The organism is Acidovorax sp. Root402 (genome assembly GCF_001425125.1).
Classification (GTDB): domain Bacteria; phylum Pseudomonadota; class Gammaproteobacteria; order Burkholderiales; family Burkholderiaceae_C; genus Acidovorax; species Acidovorax delafieldii.
Window position 1 is genome coordinate 1 of sequence record NZ_LMDQ01000018.1, and the last position, 16,849, is coordinate 16,849.

The 16,849-nt window shown below is 63.3% G+C and carries 18 protein-coding genes and 1 pseudogene; 12 read left to right on the top strand and 7 right to left on the bottom strand.

The genetic code is table 11. The annotated features are described in order from the left end of the window. The first annotated feature begins 146 nt into the window (after positions 1-146). The 11 genes from ASC83_RS20465 (at position 147) to ASC83_RS20515 (ending at position 12,214) form a co-directional block, all read left to right on the top strand. Complete coding sequence (locus ASC83_RS20465) at positions 147-899, top strand: 16S rRNA pseudouridine(516) synthase (RefSeq protein WP_056067754.1); 753 nt, start codon at positions 147-149, stop codon at positions 897-899. Between the two features lie 273 nt (positions 900-1,172). Beyond that, positions 1,173-2,159, top strand: coding sequence for a YncE family protein (locus ASC83_RS20470; RefSeq protein ID WP_056067105.1), 987 nt, complete (start codon positions 1,173-1,175; stop codon positions 2,157-2,159). Between the two features lie 23 nt (positions 2,160-2,182). Then, positions 2,183-3,004, top strand: a complete 822-nt coding sequence (locus tag ASC83_RS20475) for a polysaccharide deacetylase family protein (protein ID WP_082522546.1) — start codon at positions 2,183-2,185, stop codon at positions 3,002-3,004. Between the two features lie 97 nt (positions 3,005-3,101). Next, on the top strand, positions 3,102-4,115 hold the full coding sequence (locus tag ASC83_RS20480) for a sterol desaturase family protein (RefSeq protein WP_056067109.1): 1,014 nt from the start codon (positions 3,102-3,104) through the stop codon (positions 4,113-4,115). 35 nt (positions 4,116-4,150) lie between these two features. Next, on the top strand, positions 4,151-5,092 hold the full coding sequence (locus ASC83_RS20485; protein WP_056067756.1) for an EI24 domain-containing protein: 942 nt from the start codon (positions 4,151-4,153) through the stop codon (positions 5,090-5,092). Continuing rightward, positions 5,089-5,910: a molybdopterin-binding protein gene (locus tag ASC83_RS20490; protein WP_056067111.1), complete on the top strand. Its 822-nt coding sequence runs from the start codon at positions 5,089-5,091 to the stop codon at positions 5,908-5,910. Before ASC83_RS20485 ends, ASC83_RS20490 begins: the two co-directional genes overlap by 4 nt. Before the next feature lie 172 nt (positions 5,911-6,082). Next, positions 6,083-7,498 (top strand): type I glutamate--ammonia ligase, encoded by a 1,416-nt coding sequence (gene glnA, locus ASC83_RS20495; protein WP_056067757.1) that lies wholly within the window; start codon positions 6,083-6,085, stop codon positions 7,496-7,498. Between the two features lie 222 nt (positions 7,499-7,720). Then, positions 7,721-8,242: a hypothetical protein gene (locus tag ASC83_RS20500; protein ID WP_056067114.1), complete on the top strand. Its 522-nt coding sequence runs from the start codon at positions 7,721-7,723 to the stop codon at positions 8,240-8,242. A gap of 81 nt (positions 8,243-8,323) precedes the next feature. Beyond that, complete coding sequence (gene glnL / locus ASC83_RS20505) at positions 8,324-9,349, top strand: nitrogen regulation protein NR(II) (protein ID WP_056067116.1); 1,026 nt, start codon at positions 8,324-8,326, stop codon at positions 9,347-9,349. Positions 9,350-9,400: 51 nt separating this feature from the next. Continuing rightward, a complete protein-coding gene (gene ntrC / locus ASC83_RS20510; protein ID WP_056067118.1) occupies positions 9,401-11,038 on the top strand; it encodes a nitrogen regulation protein NR(I) in 1,638 nt (545 codons plus the stop codon). A gap of 228 nt (positions 11,039-11,266) precedes the next feature. Further along, positions 11,267-12,214 carry a PA2169 family four-helix-bundle protein gene (locus tag ASC83_RS20515; protein WP_056067120.1) on the top strand — a complete coding sequence of 316 codons (948 nt, stop codon included), beginning with the start codon at positions 11,267-11,269 and terminating at the stop codon, positions 12,212-12,214. Positions 12,215-12,360: 146 nt separating this feature from the next. Here ASC83_RS20515 and xth read toward each other — a convergent pair whose 3' ends face one another. The 4 genes from xth to ASC83_RS20535 form a co-directional block, all read right to left on the bottom strand. Beyond that, positions 12,361-13,140, bottom strand: a complete 780-nt coding sequence (xth, locus tag ASC83_RS20520) for an exodeoxyribonuclease III (RefSeq protein WP_056067122.1) — start codon at positions 13,138-13,140, stop codon at positions 12,361-12,363. 79 nt (positions 13,141-13,219) lie between these two features. Next, entirely contained in the window at positions 13,220-13,708 is a 489-nt protein-coding gene (locus ASC83_RS20525) for a dihydrofolate reductase (protein ID WP_056067124.1), read from the bottom strand. Between the two features lie 32 nt (positions 13,709-13,740). Further along, positions 13,741-14,349 (bottom strand): DUF4337 domain-containing protein, encoded by a 609-nt coding sequence (locus ASC83_RS20530; RefSeq protein WP_056067126.1) that lies wholly within the window; start codon positions 14,347-14,349, stop codon positions 13,741-13,743. A gap of 74 nt (positions 14,350-14,423) precedes the next feature. Then, positions 14,424-15,293, bottom strand: coding sequence for a thymidylate synthase (locus ASC83_RS20535; RefSeq protein WP_056067128.1), 870 nt, complete (start codon positions 15,291-15,293; stop codon positions 14,424-14,426). Positions 15,294-15,405: 112 nt separating this feature from the next. Here ASC83_RS20535 and ASC83_RS20540 point away from each other — a divergent pair, with 112 nt between their 5' ends. After that, the gene (locus ASC83_RS20540; RefSeq protein ID WP_056067130.1) at positions 15,406-15,918 is read left to right on the top strand and encodes a GNAT family N-acetyltransferase; all 513 of its coding nucleotides are present in this window, start codon (positions 15,406-15,408) and stop codon (positions 15,916-15,918) included. Positions 15,919-16,024: 106 nt separating this feature from the next. Here ASC83_RS20540 and ASC83_RS20545 read toward each other — a convergent pair whose 3' ends face one another. The 3 genes and pseudogenes from ASC83_RS20545 to ASC83_RS24050 all read right to left on the bottom strand — a co-directional run. Beyond that, on the bottom strand, positions 16,025-16,318 hold the full coding sequence (locus ASC83_RS20545; protein WP_056067132.1) for a hypothetical protein: 294 nt from the start codon (positions 16,316-16,318) through the stop codon (positions 16,025-16,027). A gap of 55 nt (positions 16,319-16,373) precedes the next feature. Then, positions 16,374-16,587, bottom strand: a 214-nt coding sequence (locus ASC83_RS24045) for a DUF4148 domain-containing protein (RefSeq protein ID WP_156379582.1), incomplete at its 5' end; no start/stop codon positions are given. A gap of 1 nt (position 16,588) precedes the next feature. Further along, positions 16,589-16,767 (bottom strand): annotated as a pseudogene (locus ASC83_RS24050) (DUF4148 domain-containing protein); the annotation flags it as partial. Between the last annotated feature and the right edge of the window lie 82 nt (positions 16,768-16,849).

Consider the following 16,849-nt stretch of genomic DNA (forward strand, 5'->3'; position numbering starts at 1 on the left):
GCCGATGATAGTGCGGGTTCCCGTGTGAAAGTAGGTCATCGTCAGGCTCTTACAGCCCAGAAAACCCCAGTCAGATATGACTGGGGTTTTTTGCTTTGGATTGACAATAAATCATCCCTTCTCGCTGACCCTCCAGGGTGTTGACCATGCAACTACAAGACATTCTGTATTCCCAAGGTTTTGGTACGCGTCGTGTTTGCGCGGGCCTGATTCAGCAGGGGTGGGTCTCGGTGCGTGAGGCATCTTCGCCTAATACCGAGTACGTGCTCTGCACGGAGGCTACCGCAGGCTATGAGCCCGAAGGACTGCTGTTACGTGTACAGGGTGTGGATTGGCCGTTCCACGCCAAAGCCTACGTGCTGCTTCACAAACCCGCCGGCACGGAGTGTTCTCAGAAGCCTTCTACATACCCCAGCATCTACACGCTTTTGCCTCCGCCGTTGCGCCAGCGGCCCACGAAGAGTGCGGTACAAGGAGTGCAGGCGGTGGGGCGCCTTGATCAGGACACAACGGGTATGTTGCTATTGAGCGATGACGGGCAATTCATTCATCGCTTGAGTTCGCCCAAGAAGCATGTTCCGAAGGTTTATCAAGTGACGACCAAACACCCGGTGGACGAGACACAGGTGTCGAAATTGTTGGCGGGGGTTGTGCTGGACGATGATCCCAAGCCGGTGCGTGCTGCAAACTGCTCCATCGTGGATTCCCATCGCTTGGATATGACGCTGACTGAGGGCAAGTACCACCAGGTCAAGCGGATGATTGCAGCAGTTGGCAACAGGGTGGAGGGGCTACATCGCTCTCGCATTGGACGCATGGATTTGCCTGCGGATTTGGCCCCCGGCCAATGGCGATGGCTCAATGCTTCCGATCTGGCACTGTTGAACAGCAATGCTTAAGCATGTTATCTGGAGGAGCGGCCTCTTTTGATTGGCTCAGAGCGCGCGGCCAGGGCACTGTGACTCATGTCGTTGATCCCTTGACTGCCGAGGCAGGGAGAGCTTTGCTGGCAAGTTGTGGTCTCGCCCTGCGATATGCCCTGGCACCCCAGGCAGCGCAATACCGGGATGACCTGAGTCAAAGAGAGCACGATCACCCTGATGTTACGTGTTGTCGCTCGGGTCCGTGCTGGGCGCGGCGCTACACTTCAAGGCTGTGTTGAAAGTGGTTTTGTGAAGATTCTCTCGATTGCACGCATCTGCGTTGTGGCCCTTGGTGGGTGGTGTTACTCCTTGGCCAGTGTGGCGGCGGGCGCTCCGCCGCTTTTTGTACTCAATTCGCTGGAGGCCAACGTCAGCGTCATCGACCCAGTGACCTGGACTGAGACGGCCCGCATACCCACAGGTAAAGAGCCGCACCACCTGTATCTGACTCCCGATGAAAAGTCGATCATCGTGGCCAACGCGCTCGGTGACACGCTGACGTTTGTGGACCCCCGTACCGCCGAGGTGCAGCGTACCGTACGTGGGATTGTGGACCCCTACCATCTGCGATTCAGTCCCGACATGAAATGGTTCATCACGGCCGCCAACCGTCTGAATCACGTGGACTTTTACCGCTGGGACGGCAAGGACCTGACCCTGGTGCAGCGCGTGGCCACATCGCGCACCCCCAGCCATCTATGGATCGATAGTCGCAGCACCACCGTCTACTCGACCATGCAGGACAGTGACGAACTGGTGGCGATTGATATTGCCACCCAGACCATCAAATGGCGTGTCAAAACAGGCCCTATGCCTGCGGATGTCTACGGCAGTCCCGATGGCAAGCACCTGTTTGTGGGACTGACGGGCGGTGACAGCGTGGAGGTGTTCGATATCTCAGGGCGTGAAGCGGTCAGCGTCAAGCGGATCAAGACAGGCAACGGTGCTCACGCCTTTCGTGCTGCTGGCGATGGGCACCACCTGTATGTGAGCAATCGCGTGGCCAACTCGATCAGCAAGATCGATATGAACACCCAGCAGGTCGTCGAGTCGTACCCTGTGCCTGGCGGCCCTGATTGCATGGATGTTTCGGCGGACGGACGCTACATCTACGTCAGTTCCCGTTGGGCACGGAAGCTGTCCGTGGTGGATACCCAGGCCAAGAAGGTGGTGCGCCAGGTCAACGTGGGCAAATCGCCCCACGGCGTTTGGACCTTGCAGCACGCGCCGCGTTGAGCGCTGCACCGCCGGTCAGAGGTATGTTTCTCAGCGCTCTTCGTGTACCACACGGCAGGCGTCGCAATGCTATTATATTGATAGCTGCTTGGGCATGTTTCACTAGCGCTACTGCGCAAAATGACTGCAAAAAACCCCTCTACCTGACCTTTGACACCGGCCACATGGAAGTGGCGCCTTTGGTGGCTGAGGTGCTCAAGCGCCAGCAGGTGCACGTGACCTTCTTTGCTGCAAACGAGCGCACGAAGGAAGGCGATGGAAGTCTGGGAGACCATTGGGCCCCGTGGTGGCGTGCACGCGCCGCGGAGGGCCATGAGTTTGCCTCCCACACCTGGAATCACACCTACTGGCGTGCCGATGCTGGCAGCGCGCCGCATCCAGCGTTTCGGGTCCGTCCCTCGGCGGGACAGCGTGAGGGTCAAAGCTTTGTGATGTCCGCAGCTGAATACTGCGAAGAAATTGCCCGTGCTGCGGATCGTTTGAAGGCCATTACCGGCAAGACGCCTTTGCCCCTGTTCCGCGCGCCTGGCGGCAAGACCTCTGCACAATTGATTGCCAGCGCGAAGGCCTGCGGCTACGCGCATGTGGGGTGGTCGCCTGCCGGCTTCTTGGGGGATGAGCTGCCCAGTGAGACGGCCAGCAACACCGCGCTGCTGAACAAGGCGCTGCGTGATGTGCGCAGTGGCGACATCCTGCTGGCGCACCTGGGGATCTGGTCGCGCAAGGACGCCTGGGCGCCCGCTGTGCTGGAGCCTTTGATTGAAGGGCTCAAGCAGCGAGGGTTTTGCTTTCGTACCTTGCGGGATCATCCTGACTATGCGGCCGCAGCGGCTCAGGTTCGCTAGATGGGCTGTGGGATCAAGTTGGATTGCGTGCGCCGTGGCTGAGGGCGCACGCGCCGCATGTTTGCATGATTAACCAGGTGCCAGGGAGCGCGACACGATGGGATGGCTAGGCGGTGTATTTGACAGCGTGCAGCAATGGCTTTTTGAGAGCGTGCTGCAGCCGCTGATGTTCACCACAGGGCTGGCCAGCCTGCTGGAGAACGGCTATGAGGCCTCCGGCTGGCTGCTGGTGGGATTGCTGCAGCTGGTGGTCATCGTGGCTGTGATTGGCCCCATGCAGCGCTGGTGGCCGGTGGAGCAGATCAATGACCGTGCCACCATCCGCACTGACATCCTCTACACCCTGATTCACCGGCTGGGACTGTTCCGGCTGGCGCTGTTTTTCACGGTGGATCCGCTGGCGGATTCACTGTTTGGTGCCTTGCGTGTGGCGGGTGTCAGCACGTTCCAGCTCGATGGCCTCTGGCCGGGTGTGACGGACATCTCCTGGGTCAGCTTGCTGCTGTATCTGGTGGTGTTCGATTTTGTGGACTACTGGATCCACCGGGGGCAGCATCACTTTGAGTGGTGGTGGCGCCTGCATTCGCTGCACCATGCACAGCAGCAGATGACGATGTGGAGCGACAACCGCAACCACCTGCTCGATGACCTGCTGCGCGACGTGATTCTGGTGACGGTGGCGCAGCTGATTGGTGTTGCGCCGGGGCAGTTCATTGCCATCGTGGCCATCACCCAGCTCAGCGAGAGCTTTCAGCACGCCAACGTGCGGCTGTGGTTTGGTCAGGTGGGTGAGCGGCTCTGGATCAGCCCCCGGTTTCACCGCCGGCACCACAGCATTGGCATTGGCCACGAGACGGTCAAGCCTTCGGCCGAGGCAACATCGGGCCAAGCAACAACGCCGCCGCGTGTGGTGCTCGGCGGGCACAACTTCGGGGTGCTTCTGCCTTGGTGGGACATGCTGATGGGCACGGCCAACTTTGAAAAGCGCTTTGACCCCACGGGCGTGCGCGACCAGGTCGAGCCGGGCCCCGATGGCCGTGTGCGCGACTACGGCGCGGGGTTCTGGTCCCAGCAATGGCGGGGCGTACTGAGGTTGCTGGGCAAGGCCTGAGCGGCTTGGCGGGCGCTGCCTGTATGCTTGCCACCATGGGATTACTGCTTGATTCTTTCTGGCGTGCCGCTGCCTATTGCCTGCGTCCGCGGGTGATTGCGCTGTCGCTCTTGCCTCTGTTCTTGATGGCCGTTTTGGCACTCGGCCTGGGTTACTTCTACTGGGACGCGGCGGTGCAGGGGATGCGCGCATTGCTTGATGCGTCCTCGTTGCTGGCCAGCGTTTGGGGTTGGCTTCAGGGCTGGGGCCTGGGGGATGTGACTGCGGTCATGGCGCCGTTGATGGTGGTGCTGGCCGTGGCGCCTGTGCTGGTGGTGGTGTCGCTGCTGGCCGTAGCGGTACTCATGACCCCCGCCCTGGTGGCATTGGTGGCTGCGCGGCGGTTTCCGGATCTGGAGCGCAAGAAGGGCGGGTCCTTCATTGCGAGTGTGGCCTGGTCGGTAGGGTCCACGGTGTTGGCCCTGGTGGCGCTGGTGGTGTCCGTTCCGCTGTGGCTGGTGCCGCCACTCGTACTCATCCTGCCGCCGCTGATCTGGGGTTGGCTGACCTACCGGGTGATGGTGTTCGACGCCCTGGCTGACCACGCCAGCAAGGAAGAGCGCCTGGAGATATTCCGCCGCCATCGCAGCAGCCTGCTGGGCATTGGCATCGTCACGGGCTACCTCGGGGCAGCGCCCAGCATTGTGTGGGCATCGGGCGTGGTGTTTGCCGCCGCGTTTTTTGTGCTGGTGCCGCTGGCGATCTGGATCTACACGCTGGTGTTCGCGTTTTCCTCGCTGTGGTTCACGCACTACGGTCTGGCCGCCCTGCAGCGCTTGCGTGCCGAGCGGGCCACCATGGCGCCGATGACCGGGCCCGCCCCATTGGCCGAAGCGGCTGTGCACCCCAAAGAAGCGCCAGCATTGAACATGGCGGCACCCCCAACCCCCGTGCTGCCGCCCCCTGCAAATCCGAACCCTGGAGACAATCCGCTATGACCCCCACCTTTGGTCTCATCATCGTCGGTGACGAGATACTGTCGGGCAAACGGGCCGACAAGCACATGCCCAAGGTGATCGAGCTGTTATCGGCGCGGGGCCTGTCGCTGGCCTACGCCGACTATGTGGGCGACAGCCCGGACCGCATCACGGCCACTTTGCAGCGGGCGTTCGCGTCGGCCGATGTGGTGTTCTCGTGTGGCGGCATTGGCGCAACCCCAGACGACCACACGCGGCAATGTGCTGGACGTGCCCTGGGCCGGGATCTGGCCCTGCACCCAGAAGCCGAGACGCTGATCCGCGAACGCATGCAGGATGTGGCGCGCGAGCAGGGCGTGCCCTATGAGCCGGATCGGTCCGACAACGTGCACCGCCTCAACATGGGCATGTTCCCGGTGGGCGCGCGCATCATTCCCAATCCCTACAACAAGATTCCCGGCTTCAGTTGCGACGGGCCAGGAGGTGGTGCCGTGCACTTCGTTCCGGGCTTTCCTGTCATGGCCTGGCCCATGATCGAGTGGGTGCTGGAGCAGCACTACGCAGCCCATTTCAACCGGGCACCGCAGACCGAGCAGTCGGTGGTGGTTTATGGTGCGATGGAGGCAGCCTTGACGCCCCTCATGGAGCAGATTGAAAAATCGCACCCGGATGTGCGGGTGTTCAGTTTGCCCAGCGTAGATCATCCACAATACGGGCGGCATATCGAACTGGGTGTCAAAGGGCCCGCGTCCTCGGTGCCTGCTGCATGGCAGGCTTTGAAAACAGGATTGCACGAATTTGGTGCAAATTGCGGCCCTGAATTGGTGCGCAACCTGTGAGGCTCAGATTTGGTAGATAGATTGCACCGTATTGGTGCTTTTTGGCGCATGCCACGCCGACCTGTCGTGGGTAGCGCTCCTTCATAGTGCGGTGCTGCACTCGGCTGGCACGCAAACTGCTTTTATTTCGGCAAACTCTTTTTTCAACAAGCGCTTTATCCAGGAGAACCTGATGGCCAAGACCGTTGCAGACGTGATGAAGATGGTGAAGGAGAACGAAGTCAAGTTCGTTGACTTCCGTTTCACTGATACCCGTGGCAAACAACAGCACACCACGGTGCCCGTCTCTCACTTCGACGAAGACAAGTTCACTTCGGGCCATGCCTTTGACGGCTCGTCGATCGCCGGTTGGAAGGGCATTGAAGCCTCCGACATGCAGCTGATCCCCGACCCGAGCACGGCCAACATCGATCCGTTCTTTGAAGAAACGACGCTGATCCTGACCTGCGACGTGATCGAGCCCACCGACGGCAAGGCCTACGACCGCGATCCCCGCTCCATTGCCAAGCGCGCTGAAGCCTACCTGAAGGCCTCCGGCCTGGGCGATACGGCCTACTTCGGTCCCGAGCCAGAATTCTTCATCTTCGACGGCGTGCGCTGGAGCACTGAACCCAACAACACGTTCTACGAAATCGAAGAGTACGAAGCCCCCTGGAACACAGGCGCCAAGCTCGAAGGCGGCAACCGTGGCCACCGCCCCACCGTCAAGGGCGGCTATTTCCCCGTGCCTCCTGTTGACAGCACGCAAGACATGCGCGCCGAGATGTCCCTGATCCTCGAATCCCTGGGCATTCCGGTCGAAGTGTTCCACCACGAAGTGGCGGGCGCTGGCCAGAACGAAATCGGTACCCGTTTCAGCACCTTGGTTGAGCGCGCCGACTGGACCATCCTGCAAAAGTACGTGATCCACAACGTGGCCAACGCCTACGGCAAGACCGCCACTTTCATGCCCAAGCCTTACCACGGCGACAACGGCTCCGGCATGCACGTGCACCAGTCCGTCTGGAAGGACGGCAAGAATCTGTTCGCTGGCGACGGCTATGCTGGTCTGTCGGACTTCGCGCTGTACTACATCGGCGGCATCATCAAGCACGCACGTGCCCTGAACGCCATCACCAACCCCGGTACCAACAGCTACAAGCGCCTGGTGCCTCACTTCGAAGCACCGGTGAAGCTGGCCTACTCGGCCAAGAACCGTTCCGCTTCGATCCGTATCCCTTACGTGGCCAACCCCAAGGGCCGTCGCGTGGAAGCCCGCTTCCCCGATCCACTGATGAACCCCTACCTGGGCTTCGCAGCCCTGCTGATGGCCGGTCTGGACGGCGTGGAAAACAAGATCCATCCCGGCGAAGCCGCCACGAAGGACCTGTACCATCTGCCGCCCGAAGAAGACAAGCTGGTGCCCACCGTGTGCCACAGCCTGGACCAGGCCCTGGAACACCTGGACAAGGACCGTGCGTTCCTGACCAAGGGTGGCGTGTTCACCGACAGCATGATCGACGCCTACATCGATCTGAAGATGAACGAAGTGACCCGCTTCCGCATGGCAGTGCACCCTGTCGAGTACGACATGTACTACTCGCTGTAATCGTCTGCCTGCAGACCATTGCTCAAGAAAAGGCGGCGCAAGCCGCCTTTTTTCATGGGCGGGCGGCGGCGCTACCTGCGCGGAACGCGTGCGGCGGAACCAAGACGCCAGGTGTTGCATCCGTATACACAGCCCTTCAAGGGTCTGCCCTTGTTGGATTGGAGATGTAGGGTGATTGGGGGATACTCCCCTGTCCCCTGCATGTCAGTGCGAGGAAACCGAATGAATAAAACGCTCATCACCCTGCTCCTCATCGCCGCCACCGTCCCCGCAGTCCAGGCGCAAGACCGCATCTATCGTTGCGGCAACGAATACACCAACAACGCCCAGCAAGCCAAGGAGCGCGGCTGCAAGCTGGTGGAGGGCGGCAACGTTACCGTGGTGCAGGGCACCCGCCCAGCGTCTGCCGCAGCTCCTGCAGCGGGTGGTGCGGCAGCCCCGTCGTCTGCGACCTCGCCCGCCAACGCTCCACGCGTCAGCAACAACGAACAAAAATCCCGCGACTCGGATGCCCGCGCAATTCTGGAGTCCGAGCTGCGCAAGGCGGAAACGCGCCATGCCGAACTGCTCAAGGAATACAACAACGGCGCCCCCGAGCGCAACGCACTCGATCTGCGCAACCCCCAGCGCTACACCGAACGCACGGCCGAGCTCAAGGCCAGCGTAGCCCGCAGCGAGAGTGACATTGCGGGTATCAAGCGTGAGATTGCCCGCCTGCCTGCCCCTGCTGCACCCACCAACTGATAGCGGTGATTGCGTGTGAGTGCCCCTTCTTCCTCCGACCTTCCCGGCACTGACACCGGGCGTTTTCATTCCCTGGACCTGATGTCCACCCTGGTGGCGGTGCTGCGCGCTGACGATGGCGCGGTGCAGTTTGCCAATGCCGCGCTGGAAAACACACTGGGCCTCTCGCGCCGCACCCTGGAAGGGGCGGACTTCTCTACGTTCTTCACCGACCCCGCCTTGCTGCAGACGGCCCTGGCGGGCGCCAGGGGCAAGGACTTTGCCGCGCTGCGCTACGAGGCCAGCCTGAAGCGCCTGCACCAGGACCCGGTGCCCGTGCATGTCAACGTGGCCGATGCCGAGCAGGTGGGCGAAATCCTGGTGGAGCTGTGGCCGCTGGAGCAGCAGGCCCGCCAGGACCGCGAAGAGCGCCTGCGTGACCAGGCCCAGGCCAACAAGGAGCTGATCCGCAACCTGGCCCATGAGATCAAGAACCCGCTGGGCGGCATTCGGGGCGCGGCGCAACTGCTGGAGATGGAGCTCGATAACCGCGAGCTCACCGAATACACCCAGGTCATCATCCACGAGGCCGACCGCTTGCAAAGCTTGGTGGACCGGCTGCTCGCCCCCCACCGCCATCCGCATCTGGTGGGCGACGTGAACATCCACGAGGTGTGCGAGCGGGTGCGCTCGCTCGTGCTGGTCGAATACCCGCAGGGCCTCAGGGTACAGCGCGACTACGACACCTCGATTCCCGAGTTTCGCGGGGACCGCGCGCAGCTCATTCAGGCGGTGCTGAACATCGTGCAGAACGCAGCCCAGGCGCTGTCAGAGCGCATCGCCAAGGGGGATGCCGTGATCACGCTGCGCACGCGTGTAGCCCGCCAGGTCACGTTCGGCCGACAACGCTACCGGCTGGCACTGGAATTGCATGTCATCGACAACGGACCGGGCGTACCCGATGCCATCAAGGAGCGGATTTTTTATCCACTGGTATCGGGTCGGGACGGCGGATCAGGGCTGGGGCTGACGTTGGCGCAAACCTTCGTGCAGCGTCACCACGGGTTGATCGAATGCGACAGCGTACCGGGTCGCACCGACTTCCGAATCCTGATCCCCTTGCCCTGACAGCGCATGACGGTCCCTGACACGCAACCACAGGGAAGGTAAGAAAAACATATGAAGCCGATCTGGATAGTAGATGACGACCCCTCGATCCGCTTCGTCCTGGAAAAGGCGCTGGCCCGCGAGAACCTGCCCACGCGCAGCTTCACGCACCCCCGCGAAGTGCTGGACGCACTGGCCGATGTCACAGCAGGCGACCCCGCGCGCCAGGGCCCCCAGGTTCTGGTGAGCGACATCCGCATGCCGGGAGGTTCGGGTCTGCAACTGCTGGAGAAGGTGCGCGAGCTGCAGCCCGGCCTGCCCGTCATCATCATGACGGCGTACTCGGACCTCGACAGTGCGGTGTCTGCCTTTCAGCGCGGCGCGTTCGAGTATCTGCCCAAGCCGTTTGACCTGCCCAAGGCGGTGGAACTGATCCGCCGCGCGGTCGAAGAAAGCCAGCGCGAAGAAGTCACCGAAGAGCGCCAGACCGCGACCCCCGAAATGCTGGGCCAGGCGCCCGCCATGCAGGATGTGTTCCGCGCCATCGGGCGGCTGTCGCAAAGCCAGGTCACGGTGCTCATCACCGGCGAATCGGGCTCGGGCAAGGAGCTGGTGGCGCGCGCGCTGCACAAACACTCGCCCGTGGCAGACGGCCCCTTTGTGGCCATCAACACCGCCGCCATTCCCAAGGACCTGCTGGAGAGCGAACTCTTCGGCCACGAGCGCGGCGCCTTCACCGGCGCCCAGACCCAGCGGCGCGGCCGCTTCGAGCAGGCCGAGGGCGGCACGCTGTTCCTCGACGAAATCGGCGACATGCCGTTTGATTTGCAGACGCGCTTGCTGCGCGTGTTGTCCGACGGCCAGTTCTACCGCGTGGGCGGCCATGCGGCCGTCAAGGCCCATGTGCGTGTGATTGCCGCTACCCACCAGAACCTGGAGCAGCGCGTCAAGGAAGGCGGCTTCCGCGAGGACTTGTTCCACCGCCTCAATGTGATCCGCCTGCGCCTGCCCGCGCTGCGCGAGCGGCATGAAGACGTGCCCATGCTCACGCGCCACTTTCTGCAGCAAAGCGCGCGGCAGCTGGGCGTGGAGCCCAAGCGTATTGCCGATTCGGCACTGGCGCGGCTGGAGCAGTTTGCCTTCCCGGGCAATGTGCGCCAGCTGGAGAACATCTGCCACTGGCTCACGGTGATGGCGCCTGCCCAGGTGATCTCGCTGCAGGACCTGCCGCCCGAGGTGCTGGAAGCCCCGGTGTACCAGCCGCCAGTGCGCGCCACGGCGGGCGCCGAGCCTGCGACGGCCACGGTCACATCGATGCCGGTGGCCCCGCTGGCCCCTGTTGCGCCAGTGGCGCAGCCTGCACCCGAATTGGTGGGTGGCCTGCACCCCGCAGCGCAGGTGTCTGCTCCGGTGTCGGCGTCTGCGCCTGCGGCCGTTGCGTCCTGGTCGGCCGACGCCGCCGCAGCCCCTGTGGCTGCTGCCTACAGCTGGGAGCAGGCACTGGAAACCGAAGCGCAAAAACTGCTCGCAGGCGGCCTGCCTGAAGTGTGGGATGCGCTCACGCGGCGCTTTGAGTCGCGCCTGATCCGCACGGCCCTGGTGGCCACCCACGGCCGCCGCATGGAAGCCGCGCAGCGCCTGGGCATTGGGCGCAACACCATCACCCGCAAGATCCAGGAGTTGGGGCTGGACGCGCCGGATGAAGTATGAAAATGGCCGCAGGCGCGTGTTGATCATGCCTCTGCAGCTATTGAAATCGTAGCAATGCAAGGTGCCACTACATCGCTGGTGGCATCGCTGTAACCTGGCCCGGATGCGCGCTGCGCATCGCGCTGCATGGCGGGCCATGTCCTACATGCAGGCCCTCCCTGGGCCGACCCGGCACTCCGGAGGTGGCTTCAACAATGAAGTCACTGTCAACCAACCGGAGATGTTCCTATGTCGGATTTCAACGATGCCAACCGTGACCCCTTGACCAATGAGCCAGGTGCTCACCCCGTCGGAACGGGCGTGGGCGCCGCCCTCGGGGGCGCCGCTGCCGGGGCTGCTGCAGGTGCTTTTGGCGGCCCGGTCGGCGCTGCCATTGGTGGCGTGGCGGGTGCTGTGGCGGGCGGCCTGGCAGGCAAGGCGGCTGCCGAGGCCGTCAACCCCACCGAAGAAGACGCGTACTGGCGCGAGACCTACCACCGCGAGCCCTACTACGTGGGCGGCCGCACGTACGACCAATACCGTCCTGCCTATGAACTGGGCTGGTCGTCGGTAGGCCGCTACGAGGGCGACTTTGACGCCATCGAGCCGCGCCTGGCGGACGACTGGCGCGCACGCCACGGCAGCGATGGCCTGGCCTGGACCGATGTGCGCCCCGCCACCCGCGCCGCGTGGGAGCGCGCCGCCAACCGCACTGCGCTGGCCAGCGACCGCCCGATGGACGTGATCGACGCCGAAGACGTGGTCGATGTGCTTAACGACCTGCTGGAGTCTGCACGTGACGGCGAATACGGCTTCCATGCCTGTGCCGAGCACGCAGAGTCGGGCCAGCTCAAGGGCATCTTCCAGCGCCACTCGCGCGAGTGTGCGGCTGCCGCCGTGGAGCTGGAGCACGAGATCCGCCGCCTCAATGGCGACCCCGCGCAGGGGGGGACCGTGGCGGGCGCGTTGCACCGGGGCTGGGTGTCGGTGAAGACCGCGTTGTCCACCCAGGACGACAAGGCCGTGCTCGAAGAGTGCGAACGTGGCGAGGACGCTGCGGTGGCCCGCTACCGCAAGGCGCTGAAGGCGACGCTGCCTGCCGATGTGCGCGCTCTGGTGGAGCGCCAGGCCCAAGGCGCCCAGCGCAACCACGACGAGGTGCGTGCGCTGCGCGACGGGTTCTCGCCCCGGCCCTGATCCCAGGTGCCAAGGGCGACCCTTGGGTAAACCGCACCTGACCGGGCGTCGGTTGCTGCGCTGAGGGCTGACCCCAAGAAAAAGGCTGCCAGAGCATTCCTCTGGCAGCCTTTTTTGCGTCGCGTGCGGAGCGGCTCAAGGGTGCATCAGGCGCTCATCGTGACAACCACCGGCGCATGGTCGCTGGGCTGTGGGTTCTTGCGCGGGGCGCGGTCCACCACGCAGGCCGTCACCGTGGGCTTGAGGGCCTCGCTCACCAGAATGTGGTCGATGCGCAGGCCCCGGTTTTTCTGGAAACCCAGCATGCGGTAGTCCCACCAGGAATAGCTCTTCTCGGGCTGCTCGAACATGCGGAAGGCATCGGTCAGCCCCAGGGCCAGCAGGGCCTGGAAGTGGTTGCGCTCTTCGGTGGTGTGGTGGATGGTCTCGCGCAGGCCCTCGGGGTCGTACGAGTCGCGGTCTTCGGGCGCCACGTTGAAGTCGCCCACCAGCACCAGGCGCGGGTGGGCGGCCATCTCGGCGCGCACCATGTCCTGCAGCGCCTGCAGCCAGCGCATCTTGTAGGCGAACTTTTCCGAGCCCGGCTCCTGGCCGTTGACGAAGTAGCCGTTGAGCAGGCGCAGTGGGCCTGCCGGCGTGTCCAGCGTGGCGGCGATGACGCGGGCCTGCTCGTCGCCAAAGGCGGGGATGTTGCGCACCACATCGCGCAGCGGGTGGCGGCTCAGGATGGCCACGCCGTTGTAGGTCTTTTGGCCGAAGGCCACGGCTTCGTAGCCGGCCTCTTTCAACGCGTCGTGCGGAAATTTGTCGTCGGTGAGCTTGAGCTCCTGCAGGCACAGGGCATCGACCGGGTTGGCGGCCAGCCAGGCCAGCACCTGGGGCAGGCGCACCGACAGGGAGTTCACGTTCCAGGTGGCAATTTGCATGGTTTTTGGCCGGTAGCGCTAGTGGATCATGCGCTGGCAGCTATCAAAATGTGAGTAGATGAGGAAAGGGGCAGAAGCGTCAGGCGCGGCGCACACGGGTCACAAAGCTGAACGGCAGCCCGTTGGTGCTCACGTGGTGCTCGCGGGCGGTTTCCACCCATTCTGCGCCCAGCACGGGGGCATAGGCATCGCCGTCAAAGTCCTGGGCGATCTCCGTCACCTCCACGCAGTCCGCCAGGGGCAAGGATTCGGCATAGATCTGCGCGCCCCCAATGATCCACACGGTTTTGCCCGCGTCGCACAGCGCCAGGGCTTCGGCCAGGCTGCCTGCGCGGTGGGCACCCTCGGCCTGCCAGTCGGCCTGCCGCGTCACCACAATGTTGGTGCGGCCGGGCAGGGGGCGAAAGCGTGCGGGCAGCGAGTCCCAGGTCTTGCGGCCCATCACCACCGGGCAGCCCTGGGTGAGCTGCTTGAAGTGCGCCATGTCCTCGGAGATGTGCCAGGGCAGGCGGTTGTCCTTGCCGATGACGCCGTTGGCCGCGCGGGCGTAGATGAGGTGCAGGGGCATGGGGCTCGCTCGGTGCGTGAGTGGGGAGGGGATCAGATGTGCAGGAACGCCAGCGCGCCCACACCCAGGCCCACGGCGGCCACGCCGTACATGCCGTATTCCAGCCACTTCTTCTTGGTCAGCAGCGCAATCGCGGCCAGGGCAATCGCCACCTGCAGCGCGGTGGTGGCCTGGGCCCAGCGGTGGTGCTGGTGCATCTGTACTTCGCTTTGCTGGTCGAAGGCGTGGGCATCGGCCTCCAGCTTTTCGGCCGCGGTCTTGATCTCGTTCTTCTCTTTTTCGTAGCGGTCGATCTTGGCCTGGTATTTGACCTTCTCGGCTTCGGCCGGGGTCAGGTCACGGGCCAGCTCGGCCAGGCTTTGTTTGGTGCTTTTGGACTGGAAGTAATTCCACTGGTTGGAGGCCTCGGTCTTCTTGATGGCCGCGTCGTTCTTCATCAGGCCCGCATTGGCCTGGGTGGCGCCGCCCATGTAGGCAAAGATGGCACCCACCGTGGCCACGATGGCCGTGAACATGGCGATCTTGTTGGTGGACGAGCCGCCGCCATGGTCCGCGCCGTGGTGCGCAGCATCGTGGCCGTGGGTGGCATGTTCGACCGCGTGGTCGTGGGGGCCGTGTACGTGGAATCCGCCGGAAGACATAGATAGAAGCTCGTTGTATTGGTTATGGGTGAAAGCGGGGCCTGTGCCGCAGGCTGGCTGGTGCAGTGGTCAGGTCAGACTGCCACGGGCGCCTTGATGGCAGGGTGGCACTGGTAGTCCACCACTTCAAAGTCTTCGTACTCGTAGTCGAAGATGCTGTCCGGCTTGCGTTTGATGTTCAGCACAGGGTAGGGGTAGGGCGTGCGCGCCAGCTGGGTCTGCACTTGCTCGTGGTGGTTGCTGTAGATGTGGCAGTCGCCACCCGTCCAGACGAAGTCGCCCACCTCCAGGTCGCACTGCTGGGCCACCATGTGGGTCAGCAGCGCATAGCTGGCAATGTTGAACGGCACACCCAGAAAGATGTCTGCACTGCGCTGGTACAGCTGGCAAGACAGCGTGCCGCGCCCGCCGGGCGCTTGCGCCGGGGCTACGTAAAACTGAAAGAAAGCGTGGCAAGGCATGAGCGCCATCTTGTGCAGCTCGGCCACGTTCCAGGCGCTCACGATGATGCGGCGCGAGTCAGGGTTGGTCTTGAGCGTTTGGATGACGTCGCTGATCTGGTCGATGTGCCCGCCGTCCGGCGTCGGCCAGCTGCGCCACTGCACGCCGTACACCGGGCCCAGGTCGCCGTCCTCGCGCGCCCATTCATCCCAGATGGTCACGCCGCGCTCTTTCAGCCAGTTGTTGTTGCTCGATCCGGTCAGGAACCACAGCAGCTCCTGGATGATGGACTTGAGGTGCACCTTCTTGGTCGTGACCAGCGGAAAACCTTCCTTCAGGTCAAACCGCATCTGGTGGCCGAACACGCTCTTGGTGCCGGTGCCGGTGCGGTCCGACTTGTCCACGCCGTGGGTGAACACATGGCGCATGAAATCTTCGTACTGGGAGCGCACGGGGCGGGCGGGCAAGGCAGGAGCTGCCGGGGCAGCAGAAGGCTGGGTCATGGGATGGATCACTCAGGGTAGGGCGCCGCCATCAAGGGGTGGCCGTTGCCGACGGCGGATTTTATGCGGAGCGGGAGAATGCCAGACTCGCCGTCCATCCACTGCACTTCCCATGACGACCTCCGATACCCCCGTCACCATCCGCCCCCTCCAGGCTGCCGACTGGCCCGCCGTGTGGCCCATCCTGCGCACCACCTTCCAGGCGGGAGACACGTATGCGTTTGCCCCCGACAGCACCGAGGCTGAGATCCACAAAGCCTGGGTAGAGCTGCCTGCTGCGACCTTTGTCGCCCTGGGCGTGGGCGGGGAGATTCTGGGCACGTACTTCATCAAGCCGAATCAGCCTGGGCAGGGCGCCCATGTGTGCAACTGTGGCTATGTGGTGGCGCCGACCGCGCAGGGGCAGGGCGTGGCCTCGTTGATGTGTAAGCACTCCCAGCAGCAGGCTGTGGTCATGGACTTTCGGGCCATGCAGTTCAACCTGGTGGTGGCGAGCAACGTGCGCGCCGTGCGGCTGTGGCAGCACCTGGGCTTTGCGATCGTGGGCACGCTGCCCGGGGCCTTCCGGCACCACACGCTGGGCTATGTCGATGCCCATGTGATGTTCAAGACACTGGTTGCCTGAGCTTGTTGCCAATGCAAAAAGGGCTCCCACATGGGAGCCCTTTCCGAGAGTCCGGGGGCACACGTCCACAACAGTGAGAGGCCGCCACCCGGGAAGGTCGGCGTTCTTACATCGCGCTGATTTCGCCCGATGGGATCTTGCCGGTGCGCACGGCTTCTGCCGCTGCGGCGCGCACTGCAGCACGGTCGGCAGTCGACTTGTAGGTTACGACACGCGAACCAGCGGGTTCGATGCTGCGTGTTTGGGCCACGGTAGAGGCTTCAGCAGCCACTTCGGCACGGGTGCGGTTGGTGTCGAACTTGAGGGCGAATTGCGAGCTGTCGGCTTCGTCAGCGTGGGCGCCGAAAGCGGAGAAAGCAGCCACAGCAGCGATGGACAGGAAACGTGTTGTCTTGTTCATGGTGATCTCGATTCTTGATGGGGTGGGGGGCGAGGTCCGTTGATTCCGGGACGGCTTACAGAGCGCCGAGTTCGCCGGAAGGGATCTGGCCAGTGCGCACAGCTTCAGCAGCCTGGGCACGCACGGCAGCACGGTCAGCCGTGGACTTGTAGGTCACCACACGCGAACCAGCGGGCTCGATCGAGCGGGTCTGGGCCACGGTAGCGGCTTCAGCAGCCACTTCAGCGCGGGTGCGGTTGGTTTCAAACTTGGTGGCGAACTGCGAAGCANGCGGGCTCGATCGAGCGGGTCTGGGCCACGGTAGCGGCTTCAGCAGCCACTTCAGCGCGGGTGCGGTTGGTTTCAAACTTGGTGGCGAACTGCGAAGCGTCGGCTTCGTCAGCCTGGGCACCAAAAGAAGCGAAAGCGGCGACAGCGGCGATGGAGAGGAAACGTGCGGTGTTGTTCATGATTGATAAGTCCTTGAAGTTGAAAAAGCGTCTCAAAAAAGCCGGGTCAAAAACCATTCCTGAACCGGGTTCGGTGAGTCGC

What these genes read in the sequence shown, in the direction of transcription:
- ASC83_RS20530 (WP_056067126.1), bottom strand. Translation starts at nt 14,349, where the DNA reads ATGTCTTCCGGCGGATTCCACGTACACGGCCCCCACGACCACGCGGTC.
- ASC83_RS20485 (WP_056067756.1), top strand. Translation starts at nt 4,151, where the DNA reads ATGGGATTACTGCTTGATTCTTTCTGGCGTGCCGCTGCCTATTGCCTG.
- ASC83_RS20490 (WP_056067111.1), top strand. Translation starts at nt 5,089, where the DNA reads ATGACCCCCACCTTTGGTCTCATCATCGTCGGTGACGAGATACTGTCG.
- ASC83_RS20545 (WP_056067132.1), bottom strand. Translation starts at nt 16,318, where the DNA reads ATGAACAAGACAACACGTTTCCTGTCCATCGCTGCTGTGGCTGCTTTC.
- ASC83_RS20480 (WP_056067109.1), top strand. Translation starts at nt 3,102, where the DNA reads ATGGGATGGCTAGGCGGTGTATTTGACAGCGTGCAGCAATGGCTTTTT.
- ASC83_RS20540 (WP_056067130.1), top strand. Translation starts at nt 15,406, where the DNA reads ATGACGACCTCCGATACCCCCGTCACCATCCGCCCCCTCCAGGCTGCC.
- ASC83_RS20500 (WP_056067114.1), top strand. Translation starts at nt 7,721, where the DNA reads ATGAATAAAACGCTCATCACCCTGCTCCTCATCGCCGCCACCGTCCCC.
- glnA (WP_056067757.1), top strand. Translation starts at nt 6,083, where the DNA reads ATGGCCAAGACCGTTGCAGACGTGATGAAGATGGTGAAGGAGAACGAA.
- glnL (WP_056067116.1), top strand. Translation starts at nt 8,324, where the DNA reads ATGTCCACCCTGGTGGCGGTGCTGCGCGCTGACGATGGCGCGGTGCAG.
- ASC83_RS20525 (WP_056067124.1), bottom strand. Translation starts at nt 13,708, where the DNA reads ATGCCCCTGCACCTCATCTACGCCCGCGCGGCCAACGGCGTCATCGGC.
- ASC83_RS20475 (WP_082522546.1), top strand. Translation starts at nt 2,183, where the DNA reads ATGTTTCTCAGCGCTCTTCGTGTACCACACGGCAGGCGTCGCAATGCT.
- ASC83_RS20535 (WP_056067128.1), bottom strand. Translation starts at nt 15,293, where the DNA reads ATGACCCAGCCTTCTGCTGCCCCGGCAGCTCCTGCCTTGCCCGCCCGC.
- xth (WP_056067122.1), bottom strand. Translation starts at nt 13,140, where the DNA reads ATGCAAATTGCCACCTGGAACGTGAACTCCCTGTCGGTGCGCCTGCCC.
- ASC83_RS20515 (WP_056067120.1), top strand. Translation starts at nt 11,267, where the DNA reads ATGTCGGATTTCAACGATGCCAACCGTGACCCCTTGACCAATGAGCCA.
- ASC83_RS20465 (WP_056067754.1), top strand. Translation starts at nt 147, where the DNA reads ATGCAACTACAAGACATTCTGTATTCCCAAGGTTTTGGTACGCGTCGT.
- ntrC (WP_056067118.1), top strand. Translation starts at nt 9,401, where the DNA reads ATGAAGCCGATCTGGATAGTAGATGACGACCCCTCGATCCGCTTCGTC.